The 22,159-nt window shown below is 66.1% G+C and carries 20 protein-coding genes; 11 read left to right on the top strand and 9 right to left on the bottom strand.

Features of this window, described 5'->3' with window-relative positions; translation table 11 throughout:
• Window positions 1-23 precede the first annotated feature (23 nt).
• From GFS60_RS01100 to GFS60_RS01085, 4 genes are all read left to right on the top strand, one after another.
• The gene (locus GFS60_RS01100; RefSeq protein ID WP_159918620.1) at window positions 24-596 is read left to right on the top strand and encodes a VOC family protein; all 573 of its coding nucleotides are present in this window, start codon (window positions 24-26) and stop codon (window positions 594-596) included.
• A gap of 64 nt (window positions 597-660) precedes the next feature.
• Entirely contained in the window at window positions 661-1,551 is an 891-nt protein-coding gene (locus GFS60_RS01095; protein WP_159918619.1) for a fumarylacetoacetate hydrolase family protein, read from the top strand.
• Window positions 1,544-3,310: an FAD-dependent oxidoreductase gene (locus tag GFS60_RS01090; RefSeq protein ID WP_159918618.1), complete on the top strand. Its 1,767-nt coding sequence runs from the start codon at window positions 1,544-1,546 to the stop codon at window positions 3,308-3,310. The genes GFS60_RS01095 and GFS60_RS01090 overlap by 8 nt, the downstream gene beginning before the upstream one ends.
• An 87-nt stretch (window positions 3,311-3,397) precedes the next feature.
• Complete coding sequence (locus GFS60_RS01085; RefSeq protein WP_159918617.1) at window positions 3,398-5,398, top strand: acetoacetate--CoA ligase; 2,001 nt, start codon at window positions 3,398-3,400, stop codon at window positions 5,396-5,398.
• Window positions 5,399-5,470: 72 nt separating this feature from the next.
• On the opposite strand, the gene GFS60_RS01080 is transcribed toward GFS60_RS01085, so the two are convergent.
• Both GFS60_RS01080 and GFS60_RS01075 read right to left on the bottom strand, forming a co-directional pair.
• Window positions 5,471-6,175 carry a GntR family transcriptional regulator gene (locus GFS60_RS01080; protein WP_159918616.1) on the bottom strand — a complete coding sequence of 235 codons (705 nt, stop codon included), beginning with the start codon at window positions 6,173-6,175 and terminating at the stop codon, window positions 5,471-5,473.
• Window positions 6,176-6,259: 84 nt separating this feature from the next.
• Window positions 6,260-6,736 carry an Lrp/AsnC family transcriptional regulator gene (locus GFS60_RS01075; protein WP_109325680.1) on the bottom strand — a complete coding sequence of 159 codons (477 nt, stop codon included), beginning with the start codon at window positions 6,734-6,736 and terminating at the stop codon, window positions 6,260-6,262.
• Window positions 6,737-7,007: 271 nt separating this feature from the next.
• On the opposite strand from GFS60_RS01075, the gene GFS60_RS01070 reads away from it, so the two are divergent.
• The 4 genes from GFS60_RS01070 (at window position 7,008) to GFS60_RS01055 (ending at window position 13,127) form a co-directional block, all read left to right on the top strand.
• Window positions 7,008-9,359: a transketolase-like TK C-terminal-containing protein gene (locus GFS60_RS01070; protein WP_159918615.1), complete on the top strand. Its 2,352-nt coding sequence runs from the start codon at window positions 7,008-7,010 to the stop codon at window positions 9,357-9,359.
• Between the two features lie 43 nt (window positions 9,360-9,402).
• Window positions 9,403-10,500, top strand: a complete 1,098-nt coding sequence (locus tag GFS60_RS01065) for a 2-oxo acid dehydrogenase subunit E2 (RefSeq protein WP_159918614.1) — start codon at window positions 9,403-9,405, stop codon at window positions 10,498-10,500.
• 40 nt (window positions 10,501-10,540) lie between these two features.
• On the top strand, window positions 10,541-10,792 hold the full coding sequence (locus GFS60_RS01060; RefSeq protein ID WP_159918613.1) for a DUF3263 domain-containing protein: 252 nt from the start codon (window positions 10,541-10,543) through the stop codon (window positions 10,790-10,792).
• Between the two features lie 472 nt (window positions 10,793-11,264).
• Window positions 11,265-13,127 carry an acetolactate synthase large subunit gene (locus tag GFS60_RS01055; RefSeq protein WP_159918612.1) on the top strand — a complete coding sequence of 621 codons (1,863 nt, stop codon included), beginning with the start codon at window positions 11,265-11,267 and terminating at the stop codon, window positions 13,125-13,127.
• A gap of 60 nt (window positions 13,128-13,187) precedes the next feature.
• On the opposite strand, the gene GFS60_RS01050 is transcribed toward GFS60_RS01055, so the two are convergent.
• Window positions 13,188-13,814 (bottom strand): TetR/AcrR family transcriptional regulator, encoded by a 627-nt coding sequence (locus GFS60_RS01050; protein ID WP_159918611.1) that lies wholly within the window; start codon window positions 13,812-13,814, stop codon window positions 13,188-13,190.
• A 116-nt stretch (window positions 13,815-13,930) separates the two neighbouring features.
• On the opposite strand from GFS60_RS01050, the gene GFS60_RS01045 reads away from it, so the two are divergent.
• From GFS60_RS01045 to GFS60_RS01035, 3 genes are read left to right on the top strand one after another with little or no spacing between them, the layout of a single operon-like run.
• The gene (locus GFS60_RS01045) at window positions 13,931-15,556 is read left to right on the top strand and encodes an AMP-binding protein (RefSeq protein WP_159918610.1); all 1,626 of its coding nucleotides are present in this window, start codon (window positions 13,931-13,933) and stop codon (window positions 15,554-15,556) included.
• Window positions 15,553-16,362: an enoyl-CoA hydratase/isomerase family protein gene (locus tag GFS60_RS01040; RefSeq protein WP_159918609.1), complete on the top strand. Its 810-nt coding sequence runs from the start codon at window positions 15,553-15,555 to the stop codon at window positions 16,360-16,362. Before GFS60_RS01045 ends, GFS60_RS01040 begins: the two co-directional genes overlap by 4 nt.
• On the top strand, window positions 16,359-17,117 hold the full coding sequence (locus GFS60_RS01035) for an SDR family NAD(P)-dependent oxidoreductase (RefSeq protein ID WP_159918608.1): 759 nt from the start codon (window positions 16,359-16,361) through the stop codon (window positions 17,115-17,117). The genes GFS60_RS01040 and GFS60_RS01035 overlap by 4 nt, the downstream gene beginning before the upstream one ends.
• Before the next feature lie 91 nt (window positions 17,118-17,208).
• Here GFS60_RS01035 and GFS60_RS01030 read toward each other — a convergent pair whose 3' ends face one another.
• The 6 genes from GFS60_RS01030 to gnd all read right to left on the bottom strand — a co-directional run bounded on the left by GFS60_RS01030 (window position 17,209) and on the right by gnd (window position 22,094).
• A complete protein-coding gene (locus GFS60_RS01030; RefSeq protein ID WP_159918607.1) occupies window positions 17,209-17,571 on the bottom strand; it encodes a hypothetical protein in 363 nt (120 codons plus the stop codon).
• Window positions 17,568-18,044, bottom strand: coding sequence for a hypothetical protein (locus GFS60_RS01025; RefSeq protein WP_236603337.1), 477 nt, complete (start codon window positions 18,042-18,044; stop codon window positions 17,568-17,570). The genes GFS60_RS01030 and GFS60_RS01025 overlap by 4 nt, the downstream gene beginning before the upstream one ends.
• 231 nt (window positions 18,045-18,275) lie before the next feature.
• On the bottom strand, window positions 18,276-18,557 hold the full coding sequence (locus GFS60_RS01020; RefSeq protein ID WP_159918606.1) for a WhiB family transcriptional regulator: 282 nt from the start codon (window positions 18,555-18,557) through the stop codon (window positions 18,276-18,278).
• Window positions 18,545-20,200: a glucose-6-phosphate isomerase gene (pgi, locus tag GFS60_RS01015; protein WP_159918605.1), complete on the bottom strand. Its 1,656-nt coding sequence runs from the start codon at window positions 20,198-20,200 to the stop codon at window positions 18,545-18,547. The genes GFS60_RS01020 and pgi overlap by 13 nt, the downstream gene beginning before the upstream one ends.
• Window positions 20,197-21,201, bottom strand: a complete 1,005-nt coding sequence (gene fgd / locus GFS60_RS01010) for a glucose-6-phosphate dehydrogenase (coenzyme-F420) (RefSeq protein ID WP_159918604.1) — start codon at window positions 21,199-21,201, stop codon at window positions 20,197-20,199. The genes pgi and fgd overlap by 4 nt, the downstream gene beginning before the upstream one ends.
• Complete coding sequence (gene gnd / locus GFS60_RS01005) at window positions 21,198-22,094, bottom strand: phosphogluconate dehydrogenase (NAD(+)-dependent, decarboxylating) (protein WP_159918603.1); 897 nt, start codon at window positions 22,092-22,094, stop codon at window positions 21,198-21,200. Before gnd ends, fgd begins: the two co-directional genes overlap by 4 nt.
• Between the last annotated feature and the right edge of the window lie 65 nt (window positions 22,095-22,159).

Raw genomic sequence — 22,159 nt, 5'->3', positions numbered from 1 at the left:
GATTGGAATCGAAGGAGTCAACGATGACCGCCACCCCCAAGTTCGCGCACGTCGTCTTGCAGACGAGCCGGTTCGAGGAGATGCGCGACTGGTATTGCACCGTGCTGGCCGCGCACGTGGTTTACGAGGGGCACGGTCTGTGCTTCATCACCTTCGACGAGGAGCACCACCGGGTCGCGCTGCTCGGCGCCCCGGTGCAGCTCGAACCCCGCAATCCGGGCGCTGCGGGCATGCACCACACCGCATACACCTTCGACACGCTCGACGATCTTCTCGATCGGTACGACTCGTTGAAGGAGAAGGGCATCGAGCCGAAGGTACCGATCCAGCACGGCGTCACGACGTCCCTGTACTACCAGGATCCGGACGGCAACTTCGTCGAGCTGCAGATCGACAACTTCGCCACCCCCGACGAGGCGACGGCCTACATGAATGGCCCCGAGTACGGAAGCAACCCGGTCGGCGTGTCGTTCGTCCCGGAGCGGATGCGCGAAGCACTCGCCCAGGGCACCCCGGTTTCGGAGATCACCACCCACTCCTGGGCCCTGCAGACCAGCCCGGACCTGCCCGACCCGCTGGCGGCACTGACCAGCTGACCGCACCCGAGCTCACGCTCGGCCCCGACAGATCAGCGTTTCCTCTTACCGAAGGACTTTCTCCATGCGTGTGGCAAACCAAGCCGGCCGGCTCCAGGTCGTGGCGGACGGGATCGCCGTCGACGTCGCGGCGGCCAGCGGCGACCGCTTTTCTGCGGACCCCCAGCAGATTTTCGACCGGTGGGACGAGTTCACCGCATGGGCGGCCACGGTGGACTTCACCGACGGAACACCGTTAGTCGAGTCCGAGCTGGGTGCTCCGGTTCCACGGCCGGGCCAAATTTTCGCGATCGGCGTGAACTATGCCGACCACGTCGAGGAGTCCGGGCTGACCCTGCCCGACGCCCCGTTCGTGTTCACCAAGTTCCCCGCCTCGATCACCGGCCCCTATGACACCATCGAACACCCCGGCGGCTCGGTGGATTTCGAAGTCGAACTCGTGGCGGTCATCGGCAAGGAGGCCCGACACGTCCCCGTCTCCGAGGGCTGGGATTATGTTGCCGGGCTGACCCTCGGCCAGGACCTGTCCGAGCGGGACTTGCAGCTGTCCGGTCCCCCACCGCAGCAGTTCGGTCTCGGCAAGTCGTTCGCCGGATTCTCCCCGATCGGGCCGGTGCTGGTCACCCCCGACGAATTCGAGAACCCGGACGACATCGAGGTCAGCACCGTCCTGTCGGGCGAGCTGATGCAGAAGTCGCGCACCCGGCACCTGATTTTCCCGATCCCGGTCCTCGTGTCCTACCTGTCGTCGATTCTGCCGCTGCGCCCAGGCGACCTCATCTTCACCGGCACCCCGTCGGGTATCGGCTTCACCCGTGAGCCGAAACGGCTCATCGGTGTCGACGACGAACTCGTCAGCCGTGCCGACACCATCGGCGAGATGCGGCACCACTTCACCGCCGCAACCCGTCCACACCCACTCACCACCGTTTCCAGGAGCACCAGCCATGTCTGACATCACCGTTCCCGTCCTCATCGTCGGCGGAGGCGGGTGTGGATTGACCACCTCGATCCTGCTGTCCGAGCACGGCATCGACCACCATCTCGTCGAGCGGCACACCAGCACTTCTCACTTGCCCAAGGCTCACTACCTCAACCAGCGGACGATGGAGGTGCTGCGCCAGGTTGGGGTCGCGGACTCGATCTACGAGGTGGGCACCCCGCCGAAGAACATGGGCAAGACGCGGTGGGTCACCTCACTCGGCGGCGACGGCGAATTGGACGGGCGCACCCTGTACACCCTCGAATCGTTCGGCGGTGGGCGACTCGAGAGCGCATACGCGGTCGACAGCCCGTGCCCGTCTACCAACTACCCGCAGATCCGGCTCGAACCCCTCCTGCGTGAGCACGCGGAGAAGCGGGCACCGGACTCGATTCACTTCGGCCGCGAACTGGTCTCGTTCGAGCAGGACGAGGACGGAATCCACGCGGTCGTCCTGAACCGCGACACGCAGGAGACCTACACCGTCCACGCCCAGTACATGGTCGCCGCCGACGGCGGCAAGACCGTCGGACCCGAACTCGGGGTCCAGATGGAGGGCCCGACCGGGATCCTCGACATGGTGAGCACCCACTTCACTGCCGATCTGTCGGAGTGGTGGGAGGACGACGTTCTGATCACCTGGCTGCTCAACCCCGAGGGCGCCGGGTCCTGGAACAGCGGCGCCATGGCCGCGATGGGCCCCACGTGGGGCAAGCATTCCGAAGAATTCGTCTTGCACTTCACCTTCCGCCCGGACGATCCGGCCCGGTTCGACGAAGAGGCGATCGTTCCGCGGCTGCGCGAGCTCCTCAAGCTGCCCGACCTCGAGTTGAAGGTGCACAAGGTCAGCCACTGGATCCTCGAGGGCGTGCTCGCCGACAAGTACCAGGTCGGCCGAATCTTCCTTGCCGGTGACGCCGCCCACCGGCACCCGCCGACCACCGGTTTGGGTCTGAACACCGCTATCCAGGACGCCCACAACCTGGTCTGGAAGCTGGCCGCGGTGATCAAGGGTGACGCCGCCCCCGCCCTGCTCGACACCTACGAGCCCGAACGCCGCCTCGTCGGCATGCGCAACGTCGACTGGGCCATGTTCACCTTCCTCAACCACATGGTCGTCGACGCCGGCCTCGGCCTGATCCCCGGCCAGCCACTCGAAGCCCAGGTCCAGGTGTTCCGGGACTACTTCTCCGACACCCCGATGGGCGAAACCCGCCGGGCCCGCGCGGCCGAGGTAATCAGTACCCAGCGCACCGAATTCCAGGCCCACGACCTCGAAATCGGCTTCGCCTACCGCGACGGAGCACTCGTCCCGGACGGCACCGAGGCACCGCCGCGCGACCCGATGGGGCACAACTACCACCCCACCACCCGCCCCGGGCACCGACTCCCGCATGCATGGCTCGAACACGACGGCCGGCAGATCTCCACCCACGACCTCACCGGCAACAACGCGCACTTCGTGCTCATCACCGCCGCGGACGGTGCCGCCTGGTCCGACGCCGCCCGGTTGGCCAACGACAAGTTCGGTATCCAGATCAAGGTCGCCCAGATCGGTGCCCGCACCGACTACACCGACCCCACCGGCCGCTGGAGTGACCTGCGCCAGATCGACGACGCCGGCGCGATTCTGGTCCGCCCGGACAACCACATCGCCTGGCGCAGCTCCGGCGCCGTCGCCGACCCCGCCGACGAGCTCACCCGCGCCCTCGGCGCCGTGCTCGCACGCTGACCCCACCGCACGAAACCCTCCCGCCACGGGCAGGCCAGGACATCACGTCTGCCCGTGGCGGCGGGAGCCGGAAAGGACGCACCAATAATGACCGCGCCAGGACGTGAAGTGTTGTGGACCCCGCCGCCCGAGCGGGTCTTCGCCTCGAACATGAGCCGATACCAACGCTGGCTCGCGGCAGAGAAGAACGTCTCCACCACCGACTTCGACTCGCTGTGGTGTTGGTCGATCAGCGACCTCGAGAAGTTCTGGCTCTCGATCTGGGAGTACTTCGACGTGATCTCCTCGGTGCCGCCGCAGACGGTGCTCGCCGACCCCAAGATGCCCGGGGCGCGGTGGTTCCCCGGCACCCGGCTGAACTGGGCCGAAAACCTGCTTCGCCATACCGATCAGGCCGGGCCCGCGATCATCTCGGTCGACGAAACCGGGACGACCGGAGAACTCTCGCGGGCCGACCTGGTCGCACAGGTCGCCAACCTCGCCGCGCACTTCCGGAAGATCGGGGTGCGCTCCGGCGACCGGATCGCCGGGATGCTGCCGAACATCGCGCCCACCGTCGTCGCGGTGCTCGCCGCGGCCAGCGTCGGTGCGGTGTGGTCCTGTTGCGCACCGGATTTCGGTGTGAAAGGGCTGGTCGACCGGTTCTCGCAGATCGAGCCGACCGTGCTGATCGGGGTGGACGGCTACCAGTTCAACGGTAAACGCGTCGACCGCCGGGACGTCTTCTCCGCCCTGTTGGACCAGCTCCCCACCGTGCAGCACGCCATCATGGTCGACAACATCGGGCTGCCCTACGAGGGGACGCACCGGCAGAGCATCGCCGACTACGCCGACTTGGTCGTCGGGAACGCCCAACCCGAGTACGAGCAGGTGGCGTTCGATCATCCGCTGTGGATCCTCTACAGCTCCGGCACCACCGGCCTACCCAAGGGCATCGTGCACTCGCACGGCGGAATCCTCCTCGAAGCCCTCAAAGCCAACGCGCTGCACTACGACCTCGGCCCCACCGATCGGGTATTCATCGCCGCCAGCACCGCCTGGGTGGTGTGGAACATGCTCGTCGACGCCATGGTCACCGGCGCGACGATCCTCACCTACGACGGCAGCCCCGCTTTCGGGCGACCCGACCACCAATTCGAAATCTGCGCCCGCTACGGGGCCACCCGATTCGGCACCGGCGCCGCCTATCTCACGCTGTGCGAGAAGGCCGGCACCCGGCCCGGGACCGACTTCGACCTGTCGGGATTGCGGTCGATCATGTCGACCGGTTCGCCGCTGCCCGACACCACCTGGCGGTGGATCTACGACACGGTCAGTCCGAATGTGCACCTGGGATCGGACAGCGGCGGCACCGACGTGGCCACCGGTTTCATCGGCGCCAACCCGCTATCCCCAGTTCGGGTGGGGGAATTGCAAGGCCCCTACCTGGGGGTCGATGTGCAGGCCTGGACCGAGGCCGGTGAAGCGGTCGTCGGGGAGGTCGGGGAAATGGTGATCACGGCACCGATGCCGTCGATGCCTATCTACTTCTGGAACGACCCGGACGGGATCCGCTACCGCGACGCCTATTTCGAGGTATACCCCGAGGTGTGGCGGCACGGCGACTGGATCACCATCGAAGCCGACGGCGGCTGCGTCGTTCACGGTCGATCGGACTCGACGATCAACCGCGGTGGTGTCCGGATGGGATCGGCGGACATTTACCAGGCCGTCGAAGCGCTTCCCGAGATCGCCGAGGCCCTCGTAATCGGTGCCGAACTTCCCAACGGCGGCTACCACATGCCGCTGTTCGTGGTACTGCGCGACGGATACGACCTCGACGAGGCGCTCGTGGAAAAAATTCGCACCACGATCCGCCGGGAGGCCTCACCCCGGCACGTACCGGACGAGATCATCGACGTGCCGGCGATTCCCACCACCCGCACCGGCAAGCGGCTCGAAATCCCCGTCAAGAAACTGATCCAGGGAATAGCCCCCGAGACCGCGATCAACCGTGCCACCGTCGCCAACACCGACGCCCTCGACTGGTACATCGACTACGCGGAGCGGTTTGTGAAGCACCGCGCCGAAACCTCCACGCTCACCTGAGGACTCTGTGGTCGCCGAGGCAGGTGTCTCGGCCGCCACAGAACAAACGTGAACATGCCGAGCCGGCAGTGTTCAGGGCGCTATCGGGTCGAGTGCGCGCAGCGCGATCTGTTCGTTGTCGTCGAGGTGCTGCCGTGTCGCCGCGGCGACCTTCCTCATATTGCGGGTGCGCACGACGGTGAGTATCTCCGAATGCACATGTCCCCGCCGCTCGTGTTCGTCCGGGTTCGCTTCACGGCCCGAGAATGCCAGCCGGACATATCGTTCGGCGGCGTGCCACAGGCCGTCCAGCACGCGCAGGTCCCAGGCGGTGGCGGCGGGCCGGAGCAGCTCGTAGTGGAAGGCATGGTGTGCCTGGTAGATGTCGTCGAGGTCGAGGCTCTCGTCGCCGAATATGGCCACGTAGCCGTCGAGGCGACGCAAGTCGGAATCGTCGAGCATTTTGCAGGCGCGGCCGGCTATTTCCGGTTCCAGCTGCCGTCGTAACCGATAGATACCGTGCAGGTCGTCGTGCGAAAGCGGGGCGACCATCGCGCTTTTCCCGGGGCGGGTCACCACCAAACCCTGCGCTTCGAGCTCTTTGAGTGCTTCCCGAACCGGGATGAAACTCACCCCGAGCTGCCCGGAGATTTCCCGCAGCGAGAACGTCTGTCCTGGACGGAGTTCACCGGAGAGAATCGAACGCCGGATTTCCTTGGCGACCTGTTCGGGAACGGAGGTCGGAGTCAGCGACCGCACCAGTGGTTGCGGGTTTCTCGTGCTCGTTGTCACGACCATCTCCGTCTCTTCGAGATCGTGTCACCTTCCAATGGCATGTTATAACACCGGGTCGGCGCAGATCCGGGCGTGGATCGACCCGTGTCAGTCGATGAGCTTTTCGACCAACGGCGCGATCCGGTAGTCGACCATCTCGCGCATGACCAGGGCGGTGGTAGTGCGTTTGACCCCCTTGATTCCGAGGATGTCCCCCGCCACCCGATACAGATCGTCGGCGTCACGGACGGCGACGTGGATGAGGAGATCCGCGACACCGCTGAGGCCGAGGACCTCGAGCACCTCGGGAATACCGTCGAGCGCCGCCCCGACACGAGCCAGTTTGCGCTGGGTGACGTTGGTCAGGATGTATGCCTGTAGCGGGTAGCCGAGGATCGCCGGGTCGATGCGGCGCTCGAAAGTGCGCAGCGCGTGCGAGTCGTCGAGCTTGCCCATCCGGGCCTGAACGGTGTTGCGTGAGAGTCCTATCCGGTCCGCCAGGGCGATGGTCGTGGCCCGCGGCGACTCGGCGAGCGCGAGCAGTAGTCGGGCATCGATCTGGTCCGCTTTGTGCGTGCTTGGCATTTTGCCAATTCCACCTTCCCTCGAGTGCCCTGCCGGTGTGCATTCTGCTCATTCTCGGCACCGACTATTGCGCAGGCGGCAAATTCTTGATCCACTGTTATAACAGGTGGGCGGCGGTCAGACCAGACCAGCACCGCCGCATTCCGAAACCGCATCCGACCGCACGCACCCGTCACCGGTCGAGCGGATTGCTCCTCGGCCACCCCGTCGGAGCCGTTCTTGAGGTTGCGCTCGTCCGCAGCGATTCGCACATGTGAGGAAAGAGAATCCGATGCACAACACCCTGCCCGTCGCCCCCGGGACCGCGACCCGCGTCGCAGAAGCCGGCGGTTCGGTGGACCTGGAGACACTCGAAGCGATCCAGCAGCGAGTGTTGTGGCTTTCCACCTCGATGATCCATCACGCCAACCGGATCCGGCCCAATCCCACCGGCCTGAAGGTCGGTGGTCACCAGGCGTCCTGTGCGTCGATGGTCTCGATCATGACCTCGCTGTGGTTCGAACAGCTCCAACCGGGTGACCGGGTGTCGGTCAAGCCGCACGCCTCCCCGGTGCTGCACGGCATCAACTACCTGCTCGGGGAACTCGACGAAAAGTACCTGACCACCCTGCGCGAATTCGGCGGCCTGCAGTCCTACCCCAGCCGGTCCAAGGACCCCGACACCGTCGACTACTCCACCGGCTCGGTCGGCATCGGCGCCACCGCCCCGATCTGGGGGGCCATGGCCCGCCGCTACGTGCAGACCACCACCGGCGGGGCCGGGACCGGTCGCCAGTACTCCCTCGTCGGAGACGCCGAACTCGACGAGGGCGCGGTGTGGGAGGCGATCCTCGACCCGGGTATCGCCGACCTCGGCGAGGTGGTGTGGATCGTCGACCTGAACCGCCAATCCCTGGACCGAGTGATTCCGAACATCGCCGCGAACCGGTTGGAGAAGATGTTCGACGCCGCCGGGTGGCAGGTGATCACCGTCAAATTCGGCAAGCTACTCGAAGAGTTGTTCACCCGCCCCGGTGGACAGGCCCTGCGCACCCGGATCCTGGACATGCCCAACCCGGAGTACCAGCGGTTGCTGCGGTGCAGCGCCGACGAGGTCCGCACCCGCCTGCCCGGCGACGGCCCCGGGAGCACCGAGATCAGCGGCCTGATCGCCGGCCTCGACGACGCCACCCTGATTGCGGCCATCCGCAACCTCGGCGGCCACGACCTGTCCGCGCTGACCGCCGCGTACCGGCAGATCGACGACACCCGGCCCACTGTGATCATCGCCTACACCATCAAGGGTTACGGGCTGCCCACCCAGGGACACCCGCAGAACCACTCCTCGCTGCTGTCGGTCGAGGAATACGCCTCGCTCGCCGCCGATCTGGGCATGGACCCGGCGAAGCCGTGGGGCCGGTTCGCCGCCGACTCCGCGGCGGGGAGGCGGTGCGCGAGCAACGCGGAGCGGCTACGCAGGGAGCCGGTCCAGAATGCGCCCGCGCTGACGATTCCCACCGACATCGGCCGCACCCCCAAGGGCACCGCCACCACCCAGGCCGCGCTCGGGCGGGTGTTGCTGGACCTGACCCGCGAGGCGCCGGAGGCCGCGAAACGGGTGGTCACCGTGAGCCCGGACGTGAGCTCGACGACCAACCTCGGCGGATGGGTCAACAAGGTCGGCGTGTGGTCCGCGGCCGAGCGCCGCAACTGGTTCGACGACGACCGCGAGACCATCATGCACTGGAATGAGCGGCCCACCGGGCAGCACATGGAACTCGGCATCGCCGAAACCAACCTGGTCGGACTGATGGGCGAACTCGGCGCCACCTGGAGCCGGTGGGGACAACCGCTGTTCCCGATCGGAGTGATGTACGACCCGTTCGTCGAACGGGCGCTGGAACCTTGGTCCTACGGCATCTACGCGGGTGGCCAGTCGATTCTGGTCGGCACCCCCTCAGGTGTCACGTTGGCCGCCGAAGGTGGTGCGCACCAGTCGATCAAAACCCCGTCGATCGGGCTGGAACAGCCCGGGTGCATCAGTTACGAACCAGCCTTCGCGATCGACACCGAGTGGACCCTGCTGGCCAGCATCGGCCGGCTCGGCCGCCCGGACGGCACCTCCGCGTACCTGCGGCTGTCCACCCGCCCCGTCGATCAAACCCTGGCCGCGGTGCCCACCGACCCGGCGGCCCGCGAACGCCGCCGCCGGCAGGTGGTGGCCGGCGGGTATCCGCTGGTGCGCCGCGACGGTGCCCAGGTCACCATCGTCGCCATGGGCGCGATGATCACCGAAGCCCTCGCGGCCGCCGATCGTCTCGCCGAACAAGGCATCCCGGCCGACGTCGTCTGCGTCACCAGCCCCGGGTTGCTGTTCGAAGCGATCCAGGCACGGCAGGGCCGTGGACCCGGTGACAGCTGGATCCTCGACCAACTCTTCCCCGCCGATCGCGCGACCCCGATCGTCACCGTCCTCGACGGGCATCCGCACACCCTGGCATTCCTCGCCGGCATCAACCACGTGCGCAGCACCTGCCTCGGGGTCAGCAAGTTCGGGCAGGTCGGCTCCCTCGACGACGTCTACCGCTACCACGGCATCGACACCGACAGCATCGTCCGCGCCTCGCTCGACATCCTCCCCTGATCACCGAGACCCGCACGCACACAGGCCAGGAGCACACCACACCATGACAACCGAACAACTCGAAGGCACCACGGTGCGGATGCCGGCGCTCGGGGAAAACGTCGACGAAGGCACCATCACCCGGTGGCTCAAACAACCCGGCGACCGCATCGACGCCGAGGAACCACTGCTCGAGGTTGCCACCGACAAGGTCGACACCGAAATACCGTCCCCCGTCGGCGGAATTCTCCAGCGCATCCTCGCCGACGAGGATGACGTGGTGACGGTCGGCGCCGACCTCGCTGTCATCACCGATTCGTCGGACGGTGCACCCGCCGCACCGACAAAAGCTTCGGTTTCGGCGCCGACCGTTCCCCCGGCGCCGAAACCGGAACCCACCCCGGAACCCACGCCCGCACCCCCGGCGCCGCGGGAGCAGGCCGCTGCGACCGGCTCCGTCACCGAGAAACTCCCGCGGATTCGGCGCACCATCGCTCAGCGGATGGTCGAGTCACTACAGACCTCGGCCCAGCTGACCACGGTCCTCGAGGTCGACGTCACCGCGATCGCCCGGCTGCGGGCGGCCCACAAGGACGACTTCCTCGCTCGCACCGGACTCAAGCTCTCGTTCCTGCCGTTCTTCGCCAAAGCGGCCGTCGACGCGCTGGCCGAGCACCGGGTCCTCAACGCTTCACTGAACCCCGATGTCACCGAGGTGACCTACTACGACCACTGCCACCTCGGCATGGCGGTGGACAGTGAAAAGGGGTTGATGGTGCCGGTCATTCGCGATGCCCAGAACCTCGGGATCGAGGGGCTGGCCCGGGCGATCGCGGACAAGGCCGAGAAGGTGCGCACCGGAAAGATCACCGCAGACGAATTATCCGGCGGCACGTTCACCCTCACCAACACCGGCAGCCGGGGTGCGCTCTTCGACACCCCGATCATCAACCAACCCCAAACCGGCATCCTCGGTGTCGGCGCAGTGGTCGAGCGGCTGATCCCGACCCGGCAGGACGGTGAGCTCCGCATCGACGTGCGCTCGATGGCGTACCTGTCGATTTCCTACGACCACCGCATCGTCGACGGTGCCGACGCCGCCCGCTTCCTCACCACCGTCAAGAACCGACTCGAAAACGGCTTCACCCCAAACGATCTCTGACAGGACACAGCACACCCTCGGGGGACGGCAAGGAGAGATGATGACCCGAGACGATAAGGCAATGCTGGCGTTCGCCACCAAATGGTCCCGATTCGGCGGAGGAGACGAATACATCCTCCCCGAGTTCGGCATCACCCCAGTCGTGTTCTACAAACGCCTTCTCACGATGGTGACGTCCACCCTGATCAACGACGTCGACTTCGCGACCCGGACATACTTGCGGGACTTCTGCTCCAGCAAACTCGCCCGCCCGGCTTCGGGCACTGCCGCGGTGACACGAGTGGCCGTGTGATCCACATCGGTGGCCGCCCCACAATGGCGGCCACCGGTTTCCGGGTTACATCGTTGCGAGAGAGTCTCTCCACGAACATCTTCGGTGGATTACTCGTTCCCGGTTGGCCGGGTGATTTCGGCCGACAACGTCACCGGTGGGCAGGATGACAACCGGGATCCGAATCAGCATCAGCGTCGGCGTGCAGATTGCTCACCCTCATGGGTGGTGGTTGCCGGATCTGCCGGTCGCTGCTTGACTGAGATCACGCCAGGCACGAGAAAGCCACGCCGTTTCTCGATTGCCCGCCGGGAGAGCTCACGAGGCCGGAGACCCGGACAACGACACTGCCGCACGATTTTCAAAGCACGCACCGTAGACGGCGGGGTCTGAACCGTAACCGCAAACCGCGCGCACCCTGTGCAGCACGGATCCGACTCGAGGACTTATTGTGCAATCTTCTGTCTCCGCTCCGCAGCGAACCCTCCCGGCGATGTGCGACAGCGAGCCGCTTAGCCGGATTGCCGCAGCAGCCACCGCTCTCCCCGAACACCACCCGATCCGGGTGACCGGCGCCCAAGCGGTGGTGCGCTCACTCGAAGCGCTCGCCGTCGAGGTGGTCTTCGGTATCCCGGGCGGGGCGATCCTGCCGGTGTACGACCCGTTGATCGATTCCCAGCGGCTACGTCACGTGCTGGTGCGCCACGAGCAGGGCGCTGGACATGCTGCCACCGGGTACGCCCAAGCCACCGGCAAGGTCGGGGTGTGCATGGCCACGTCCGGGCCGGGCGCGACGAACCTGGTCACCCCGCTCGCCGACGCGCAGATGGACTCGGTGCCGGTCGTGGCGATCACCGGACAGGTGGGACGCGGCATGATCGGCACCGACGCCTTCCAGGAAGCCGACATCTGCGGTATCACCATGCCGATCACCAAGCACAACTTCCTGGTCACCGACCCCAAAGACATCCCCCGCACCCTCGCGGAGGCATTCCGCATCGCCGCCACCGGACGCCCCGGCGCGGTGCTCGTCGACATCCCCAAGGACGTCCTGCAGGCCACCACCACCTTTGCCTGGCCACCGGCGACTCACCTTCCCGGCTACCGGCCGGTCAGCAAACCACACGGCAAGCAGATCCGTGCCGCCGCCGACCTCATCGCCGCCGCGAAGGCGCCGGTCCTCTACGTCGGTGGGGGTGTGATCAAGGCCGAGGCGTCGGTCGAGCTGGCCCTGCTCGCGGAGCTGACCGGGATTCCCGTCGTGACCACGCTGATGGCCCTCGGAGCGTTTCCCGACAGCCACCCTCTGCACTACGGGATGCCCGGCATGCACGGCACCGTCGCCGCCGTCGCCGCGCTCCAGAAGAGCGACCTGCTGATCGCACTCGGTGCCCGGTTCGACGACCGCGTCACGGGCGAAGCGGCCTCGTACGCGCCCGGCGCCCAGGTCATCCACGCCGACATCGACCCCGCCGAGATCGGCAAGAACCGATTCGCCGACGTGCCGATCGTCGGTGACTGCAAGCAGACCATCACGGCACTGATCGACGCGATACGTTCCCGCCGAGACCAAGGTCGACCAATCGACCTGACCGGCTGGCGCGACTACCTCGACGGGATACACCGGACCTACCCGGTCAGCTACGACCGCCCACGTGATGGAGCCCTGTCACCGGAGTTCGTCATCGAAGCTCTCGGCAAGGCTGCCGGTCCTGATGCGATCTATTGCTCCGGCGTCGGCCAGCACCAGATGTGGGCCGCCCACTACATCAGCTACGAAAAGCCGCGCACTTGGCTGAATTCGGGCGGTCTGGGCACGATGGGTTATGCGGTGCCCGCGGCGCTGGGCGCGAAACTCGGTGCACCCGACCGTGAGGTGTGGGCGATCGACGGCGACGGCTGCTTCCAGATGACCAACCAGGAACTGGCTACCGCCGCGATCGAGGGCGTCCCGATCAAGGTCGCCGTGATCAACAACGGAAACCTCGGCATGGTCAAACAACTGCAGGAGATTCACTACGGCGGCCGGTACTCGAACGTCGACCTGGCCACCCATTCGCGCCGCATCCCCGACTTCGTGCAGCTCTCCGAGGCACTCGGGTGTGTCGCGCTGCGCTGCGAACGCGAGGAGGACGTCGACGCGGTGATCGCTAGAGCCCGGGCTATCAACGACCGCCCCGTCGTCATCGACTTCATCGTCGGTGACGACGCCCTGGTCTGGCCCATGATCGCCGCCGGGGCCAGCAATGATCAGATCATGGCCGCTCGAGGAATCCGGCCGCTGTTCGACGACACCGAAGAACGCGCCGAGACAGCCACCATCCACGGACTGCTCGAGGGGATCGACGGCCACTAGAAGTCGGGTATCCGGATTGATTGGTAGTCCGGAGTTTGCAGGTTCCGCCGGTGAACGCCCTCAGTCGGTGCGCAGCAAGCCGTGGAGTAAGAGGTCGCCGAGCTCGCCGAAGGCATCGGCGGCGGACAGGCCGGTGCGCTCGAGGAGCACGCCGGACTGGACGGCGTCGATTGCCAATGCCACCAACTGGGCGGCGAATGCGGCGTCGGTGGCGCGAAAGTGCCCGGCTTCGACGCCCTCGTCGATCAATTCGTGCACCCGCTGCGCGGCCTGTGCGGTATTGCGGCCGTAAATCTCCGCCGTCGGTGCGTACGAAACCATGTCGTCGTAAAACGCCCGCGAGTTCCGGCGCATCGCCGATGCGACACCACCGAGATACGTCGTAATCCGCTTACGAGGATCGGACTCGTCGGCAACGGCGGCTTCGATCTCGTCCGCGGCGGCGCCGAAGAAGTGTTTGGTGGCGGCAATGACAAGTTGTTCTTTTGTCGACGCCACGCTGTAGAGGGTGGCCTTGGAACACCGCAAACGCTGAGTCAGGTCGTCGACGGTGACCGACGTGAAACCCTCCGTCAGGAAAATCTCCTCGATGCGCGCGAGCAGTTCGTCCCTGCGGGCGGTATCGACGCGTCGACGCCGCGGGGTGTTCAACGTCGCGCGGTTCGGCGTCGCTCCTGCACGTGCCATGTGGTCGAGTGTTCCACAATCCCGGACCCCTCGAATCCAGGGCTTCCCTTCCCGGCACACGTTGGGTACATTGCTAGGTACTTAATTACCCTGAAGATTACCCGCTAGGAGTTGTCGTGTCTGTCGAGATCGACGCGCGAGTACGCGAGATCCTTTCCTCGTATTCCGGCGAGGACGCGAACGTGGCGTGGTTACTGTGTGATCGGCACCCACCCGAGTCCCTGGCACTCACGGTCGTGAACGAGGATCTGTCCACCACACGGCTGACCTATGGTGACCTCGCCGAGTCGTCTCGCCGCTTCGCGCAGGTGCTCACCGATCGCGGGATCGGCCGGGGCGATCGCGTTGCGACCCTGATGGGCAAGGGCACCGACCTGGTGTCCGTCCTGCTCGGCATCTGGCGGGTCGGCGCCGTCTACGTCCCACTGTTCACCGCGTTCGCCGAGGACGCCGTGACCTCCCGCCTGGCTAACTCGGAGACCAAGCTGGTCGTCGTCGACGCCCAGTATCGGTCCAAGATCGCTGCCAGTGATGACTGGGACGTGCTGGTGGCCGGCGGTGACGAGGACGGTCTGACCGCGGCCATGGCATCGGTGAGCACCGATGCCCGGCCGCCCGTTTCGGTCGGTGGCGACGGCCCGCTGGTGCACATGTTCACCTCCGGCACCACCGGCACGCCCAAGGGTGTCGTCCATCCCGTGCGCTACATCGCCGGATGGCAGAGCTACCTCGAATTCGCACTCGGCGTCGGCGAGGACAGCGTGTTCTGGTGTGCGGCGGACCCGGGATGGGCGTACGGGCTCTACACCGCGGTCATCGCGCCGTTGGCCGCCGGAGTGCCGACCATCCTGACCCGCGGCGGCTTCTCCGCCGCCTCCACCTGGGATGTGCTCTCCCAGCTGCAGGTCACCGACTACGCCGCGGCGCCGACCGTGTACCGGGGCCTGCGCGCCGAAACACTGACTCGGCCCGACACACTCGCGTTGCGCCGCCTCTCGAGCGCGGGTGAACCGCTGACACCAGAGGTAAACCTGTGGGCCGACAAGGAACTCGGCCTACTCGTCCACGACCACTACGGACAAACCGAACTCGGCATGCCCGCCGGATTCCCGCACCACCCCGACCTCGCGCACCCGGTGATCGCCGGAGCCATGGGAGTCGCGCTGCCCGGGTGGACGCTGACCGTCCTCGACAACGACCGCGACGAGCCCGCACCCGCCGGCACCGTCGGGCGGCTCGCGGTGGTGGTCGCCGACAGCCCGCTGATGACCTTCACCGAATACGCGGCCGGACGCGGCGACGCCGGCCGATTCACCACCGACAAGAAACACTTCCTCACCGGCGACACCGCCAGCATCGACACCGACGGAATCCTGCACTTCTCCTCCCGCGACGACGACGTCATCATCATGGCCGGTTACCGCATCGGCCCCTTCGACGTCGAATCCGTTCTCGCACAACACCCTGCCGTGCGCGAGTGCGCCGTGGTCGCCGCGCCCGACGAAGTCCGCGGCGAAGTGATCGAGGCCTTCGTCATCCGGAAACCCGAGTCCACCGCCGACGAGGAGGATCTGGTCCGCGAATTGCAGCAGTGGGTCAAGACCAAGTACGCCGCCCACGCCTACCCGCGCCGGGTGCATTTCGTCGACACCCTCCCCAAGACCCCGAGCGGAAAGATTCAACGGGCCCAGCTCCGCCAGCAGCGCCGAGCGGAACTGGCCCGACAGGAAGCACACTCATGACCGACACCCCCTCACCACTGGTCGTGACCCAGCACGGCCCCACCCGCATCCTCACCCTCAACCGCCCCGACCGGCGAAACGCATTGAACGACACCCTGGTCGAAGCACTCGACACCGCGCTGTCCGACGCCGAGGCCGACCGCGACACCCGAGCCGTCGTCCTGCGCGGCGCCGGCAAGAGCTTCTGCGCCGGCGCCGACCTCCAGTTTTTTCTGGACCTGCACTCCCGTGGGCAGGCCCCCACCGGGTTCCTTCGGGACGTCTCGGCCCTCGCCACCCGACTGGAGGCGAGCCGGTTGCCTATCGTCGCAGCGATCCACGGGCACGCCGTGGCCGGCGGACTCGAACTCGCGCTCGCCTGCGACGTCGTCATCGCCACCCCCACCGCGCTCATCGGGGACGGCCACGTCCGGAACAACCTCCTCCCCGCCGGCGGCGCCAGCGTCCGCCTGCCCCGCAAGGTCGGCGACTCCATGGCCCGCTGGCTCGCTCTGACCGGTGCCCTGCTCCCGGCGACCAAACTTTCGCACACCGGATGGCTACACGAGGTCGTCGAACCCGAACACCTCCACACCGCCGCCCTGACCGCGGCCAACGAGCTCGCCGAGCGCGCCGGCCCCGCCCAACCTGCCTACAAAACGCTGCTCGCCGACCTCACCGGCCTCGACGAAAAACGCGGCCTCGCTCACGAACTCGACGCCTTCGATGCCCACTGGCAGGCCAGCGACGTCCCCGCCGCCCTGAACGACTTCCTCCACGGCAGGACCACCACCAACTCGCACCCCGCCCCGACAGGAACACGATGAACCGCTACACCGATCAGGTCGTACTCGTCACCGGCGCAGGACAAGGACTCGGTGCCGCCATGGCACACCGGTTCGCCGCCGAAGGCGCCACCGTCGCGATCGCCGAGATCAACGACACCGCCGGACAAACATTGGCTGCCGAGCTGACCGACCGCTACGGCCGCCCCGCCACCAGCCACCCCGTCGACGTCGCCTCCGCCACACAGGTGCAAGACTGGGTCGGCACCATCGCCGACACCCACGGACGCATCGACGCCCTGGTCAACAACGCCGGCATCATCCGCGACAACCGGATCGAGAAGATCACTGTCGAGGACTGGCACGCCGTCATCGACGTCTCACTCACCGGATCGTTCCTCTGCGCCCAAGCCGTCCTACCGCACATGCGCACCCGCACCTACGGACGGATCGTGTCATTCAGCTCGATGAGCTGGCGCGGGAACTTCGGGCAAGCCAACTACGTCGCCGCCAAGGCCGGCATTGTCGGCCTCACCCGCACCATCGCCCTCGAAGCCGCACGCGACGGCATCACCGCCAACGCCATCGCCCCCGGACTCATCGAAACCCCGATGCTCGCCTCCATGAACGGACCCGCCCGCGACAAACTCGTCTCCAAAGTCCCCCAAAAACGCACCGGCAACCCCACCGACATCGCCGAAGCCGCCGCCTACCTCTGCTCCCCCGCCGCCGGCTACGTCAGCGGCATCGTCCTCGACGTCGACGGCGGCCTCGGCATCGGATCCTCCATCCGATAGCTCCGATCGAGCGCTCACCAGCGCCTGGGCTGGGTGGGCGCCACCACTCTCAGCCCATCACCCGGAATCCGACTCGACAAAGAAGCCATGCCTATTCGGTTTCTTTCGGGTGCCCGGGCTCGCAGCGCTCGAGCAGGACCCGGCCGGCGACCTTGTCACCCCTCGGAGCCGGATCGAGGAAGAACCAGATCCGCCCGCCGTTGGTCACTTTGTACTGGTAGCGGGCGAAGATACGCCCGTTGTACCTGCCGTAGGCGTAGTCGCCTTTGAGCTGATACAGCCGCGGCGTCTGCACTGCCGGTTCCCGGGTGAGGGTGTCCCATGCATCAGCCGTGGCGTTGCGGGCAGTGGCCAGCAGATCGGTCCACCCTTTCTCCGCATCACGCGTGGCGAACACCAGCTGCCATTCGGCACGTTTGATCGGACGAGGGACCGCTTCCCCCTTCCTGCTCACGCGTCGAGGCCCGGTTCCGTGACCACCTCAGGAACGTCGAGATACTCCAGATCGGAGCCGTCGGCGGTCAGGCGCGGGTCGGCATACGCCTCCGCGGTGGCCTGCCACGCCTCGAGCAGAATCGCGAGCCGATCGAAGCGGGCCACCGCGATGCAGGCCCGCGCGGTGTCCTGGAACTCGGCGATGAACTCCGCGTGCAACCCCGCCGGCAGCAACCCGATCCACGGCAATGCCACCGCAAGGCGGGTGGCGACCCGATCGAGCGCCGCCTCGTCCAGGGAAGCAGCGAAGAGCTGCCCGACCACGCCGAGGGTGCTCAATTCCGCGCGGCTCGCCGATTCCTGGGTCAACCGCAAAGCCGGAGCGTTCCGACGCGTCAGCACCACCTCACCACTGTCCTCGAGAACGCCGAGTACCTCCTTCGGTGCCCGCAAGAAGTCGGAGAACGTGGTGGTAGCCGGCGACTTTCTCATACCTACCATTACATCAGAACTAGTTCAGATATTCCACCTCGTCAGGAGTTACCCATGCCCACCCGTTCGCACGTCGCCGCGCCCGTGCAGGCAGGTCGGGCCCATCCCACCCCGGTCGCCGGCCGTTCCAGCACACGCCCCGGCAGCGCTGCGCCTGCCACTCACTGCGACCAACGACTCCCCGGGAGGCTGCAAGCTTGCTCAACAACCCGGATGAATTGAGCCGCGTAGTCAGCGAACTGATCTTCGCAGCTTCTTGCGCTCGTCCTCGGTGTAACCACCCCAGATGCCATGGCGTTCGGAAGATCCGAGTGCATATTCGAGACACCGGTCCCGCACGGGGCACCGTCGGCAGACCTGTTTGGCCGCACGTACTCGACGCGCACGGGGTTCGCCTCGTTCGTTGTCGGGGTGGAAGAACACCGCGGGGTCGGTGTCCCGGCAGGCCGCGGACAGCTGCCAGTCCCACTCCTCGGCGATGGGAACGGGCAGCCGCACCGTCAGGGCAGGCAACTGCGTTCCTTCCTGGCTCGTCGGTAGATGCGGATCAGACTGGCGGTGGAGCTGTCTCCGGCCTGAGCAGGTCCGTCCTGGTCCCAAAGGGCAGGTCCCAATTCCAGTGCCGATGTCTTACCGAGCTCGACTCCCCACTGATCGAACGAGTCGATTCCCCAGACGACGCCTTGCACGAATACCTGGTGTTCGTACAGGGCGATCAGCTGTCCGAGAGTCGATGGCGTGAGCTTTGTGCCCAAAATTGTTGTCGAAGGCCTGTTTCCGGGCATCACCTTGTGTGGGACGAGCTCGGCGGGCGTTCCGTCTTCGGCGATCTCAGCTTCGGTCCTGCCGAACGCGAGGACTTTCGATTGTGCGAGGAGGTTCGCGGTCAGCACATCGTGCATGGATCCGATGCCGTCGATTGTGGGTAGATCCTCCACCGGCTCCGTGAATCCCACGAAGTCGACGGGGATCAGATGTGTGCCCTGGTGCAGGAGCTGATGGAACGCATGTTGCCCGTTTGTGCCTGGTTCTCCCCAGAAGACCTCGCCGGTGAAGGTGCCGACCGGAGTACCGTCCGCCCGCACCGATTTGCCATTCGATTCCATGGTCAGTTGTTGCAAATACGCCGGAAACCTGGCCAGGTCGTTCGCGTACGGCAGCACGGCCCGCGAGTCGGCGCCGAAGAAGCTGGAGTACCACACACCGAGCATGCCGAGAATGACGGGCGCATTCGATTCCAATGGTGCAGTGCGGAAGTGCTCGTCTATCGCGCGCATTCCGCCGAGGAACTCGGTGAACCGTTCCCGTCCGATCGCGATCATGACCGAAAGTCCGACGGCAGACCCGACCGAGTACCGTCCGCCCACCCATTCCCAGAAGCCGAACATGTTATCCGCGGTGATGCCGAAGTCTGTGACCCGTGCAGTGTCGGTAGACACCGCGACGAAATGGCGGGGCACCGCATCCTCCCCCAGTGCGCCGGTGATCCAGCGCCGGGCAGCGGATGCATTCGTCATGGTCTCCAGCGTGGAGAAGGTCTTGGAGACAACGACGAACAGTGTGGTGCGCGGGTCCAGGTCGGTCAGATTCGACAGCAGATCGGTGGGGTCGATATTGGAGACGAACCGCACCTCGGGCCCGTCGACGTAGTGGCGCAAGGCGCGATAGGCCATCGCCGGACCGAGGTCGGATCCGCCGATCCCGATGTTCACCACCGTACGAATGCGCTCGCCGGTGGCCCCGCACCACACGCCGGATCGGACACGATCGGTGAACTCACCCATCCGCCCCAGCACGGCGTGCACGTCCTCGATCACGTTCTGTCCGTCCACGATCAGCTCGCGCTCGGGGTTCGCGCGCAGAGCAGTGTGCAGAACAGCCCGGTCCTCGGAGGTGTTGATATGTTCGCCGGTGAACATCGCCTCACGGTGGCGTTCCACTCCGGCGGCCCGGGCGAGGTCGAGTAGCAGGCCCACCGTCTCGCGCGTGACACGATGCTTGCTGTAATCGATGTAGAGATCACCAGCCGAGACATGCAGATCTTCACCCCGATGGGGGTCGGCGTCGAACAGTTCCCGAAGGTGCGTGGCCGCGACTTCCCAGTGGTGATCCGACAGTTTGTTCCACAGCGGCGTAGTGGTGACGTTGTGTGTCATGCGAGTCCTCGCAACCGGGGGGCAAGGTCTTTCTCGAACAACTCGAGGAACCGCTTCTGGTCGTGTCCGGGCGCGTGGAACACCAGATGATACAATCCGGCGTCGAGATACGGCTTGATCTGCGCCACCGCCTCATCCGGATCCGACGCCACGATCCACCGCTTCGCGACCTGCTCGATCGGCAACGCATCCGCCGCCTTCTCCATCTCGATCGGATCATCGATCGAATGCTTCTGCTCCGCCGTCAACGACAACGGCGCCCAGAACCGGGTGTTCTCCAGCGCCAACTCCGGATCGGTGTCGTAGGAAATCTTGATCTCGATCATCTTGTCGATCTCCGCGACATCGCGCTCCGCCTTCGCCGCCCCCTCCGCCACCGCCGGCAGCAACTTCTCCGTATACAACTCCATCCCCTTACCCGACGTACAAATGAACCCGTCCCCACTGCGCCCGGCATACCGGGCCACCACCGGACCACCCGCCGCGATATACACCGGAATCCCGTCCTCGGGCACGTCGTAAATCGACGCCCCCTTCGTGGAAAAGAACTCGCCCTCGAAATCGACCCGATCCCCGAGCCACAACTCCCGCATCAACCGCACCGACTCCCGCAACCGCGCGAACCGCTCCTTGAACTCCGGCCACTGCCCCGCAAAACCCGTCGCGATCTCGTTGAGCGCCTCACCGGTACCCACCCCGAGCATCACCCGACCCGGATACAGACACCCCATCGTCGCGAACGCCTGCGCCACCACCGCCGGGTTGTACCGGAACGTCGGCGTCATCACCGACGTCCCCAACTGCAACCGCTCCGTCCGCTCCCCCACCGCCGTCATCCACGCAATCGAGAACGGCGCATGCCCACCCTCGTGCCGCCACGGCTGGAAATGATCCGACACCGTCGCCGAATCCATTCCGTGCGCCTCCGCCAGCACACCCAGCTCCACCAACTCCCGCGGACCGAACTGCTCCGCCGACGCCTTGTATCCCAGCTTGATCACGACTGCACCGCCTCCATGCTCCGAACCTGATGTCCACCGAATTGTTGCCGCAGAGCCGAAACCGCCTTCATGGCAGGTGAATCCGGCTGGCGGGAGGAGAAACGCGCAAACAGGGCAGCGGAGATGACCGGGACCGGCACGGCGTGGGAGATGGCCTCTTCGACCGTCCAGCGCCCCTCGCCCGAATCTTCCGTGTACCCGGATATCGAGCTCAATCCCGGGTCCTGCCGAAGCGCAGCGACGAGAAGGTCGAGTAGCCAGGAGCGCACCACGGTGCCCTGCCGCCACGCACCCATCACAGTGTCGGGGGCAGTGATGCGGGGTTCGGCGGCCAGGAGTTCGTATCCCTCGGCGTACGCCTGCATCAATCCATACTCGATACCGTTGTGCACCATCTTGGCGTAATGGCCGGCGCCGACCGGCCCCGCATGCACGAAACTGTCCTCCCGCTTCCCTTCGGGCCTGAGCGCATCGAAGATCGGCATGGCGCGTGCAACATCGGCGTCGTCCCCGCCCACCATCAGCCCGTAGCCCTCGTCCAGGCCCCATACTCCGCCCGATACGCCGCAGTCCAGATAACCGATTCCGCGCTCACCGAGCACAGCGGAGTGGAACTCATCGTCCGAGAAGCGCGAGTTCCCGCCCTCGATCACGAGATCTCCAGGCCCGAGCAGCTCGCTCAGCTCGGCGATCACGGAGCGGGTCGGCTCACCGGCAGGAACCATCACCCACACCACCCTGGGGCCACTGAGGCGAGTGACCAATTCGGCCACCGAGTCGACGTCACGCACGGTGGGATCGAAATCGAAGCCGACGACCTCGTGACCCGCGGCACGAACACGCTCGCGCATGTTTCCGCCCATCCGCCCTAGACCTATCACACCCAACTGCATCGGGAACTCCTTGACGTTTGCTCGACCGCCGACCCAAGCCACAGACCCACGGCTGCACGATATCG

The organism is Rhodococcus sp. WAY2, assembly GCF_009859915.1.
GTDB classification, from domain to species: domain Bacteria; phylum Actinomycetota; class Actinomycetes; order Mycobacteriales; family Mycobacteriaceae; genus Rhodococcus_F; species Rhodococcus_F oxybenzonivorans.
The sequence above is the reverse complement of the archived record's forward strand: the minus strand, read 5'-3'. Positions and strand labels throughout refer to the sequence as shown.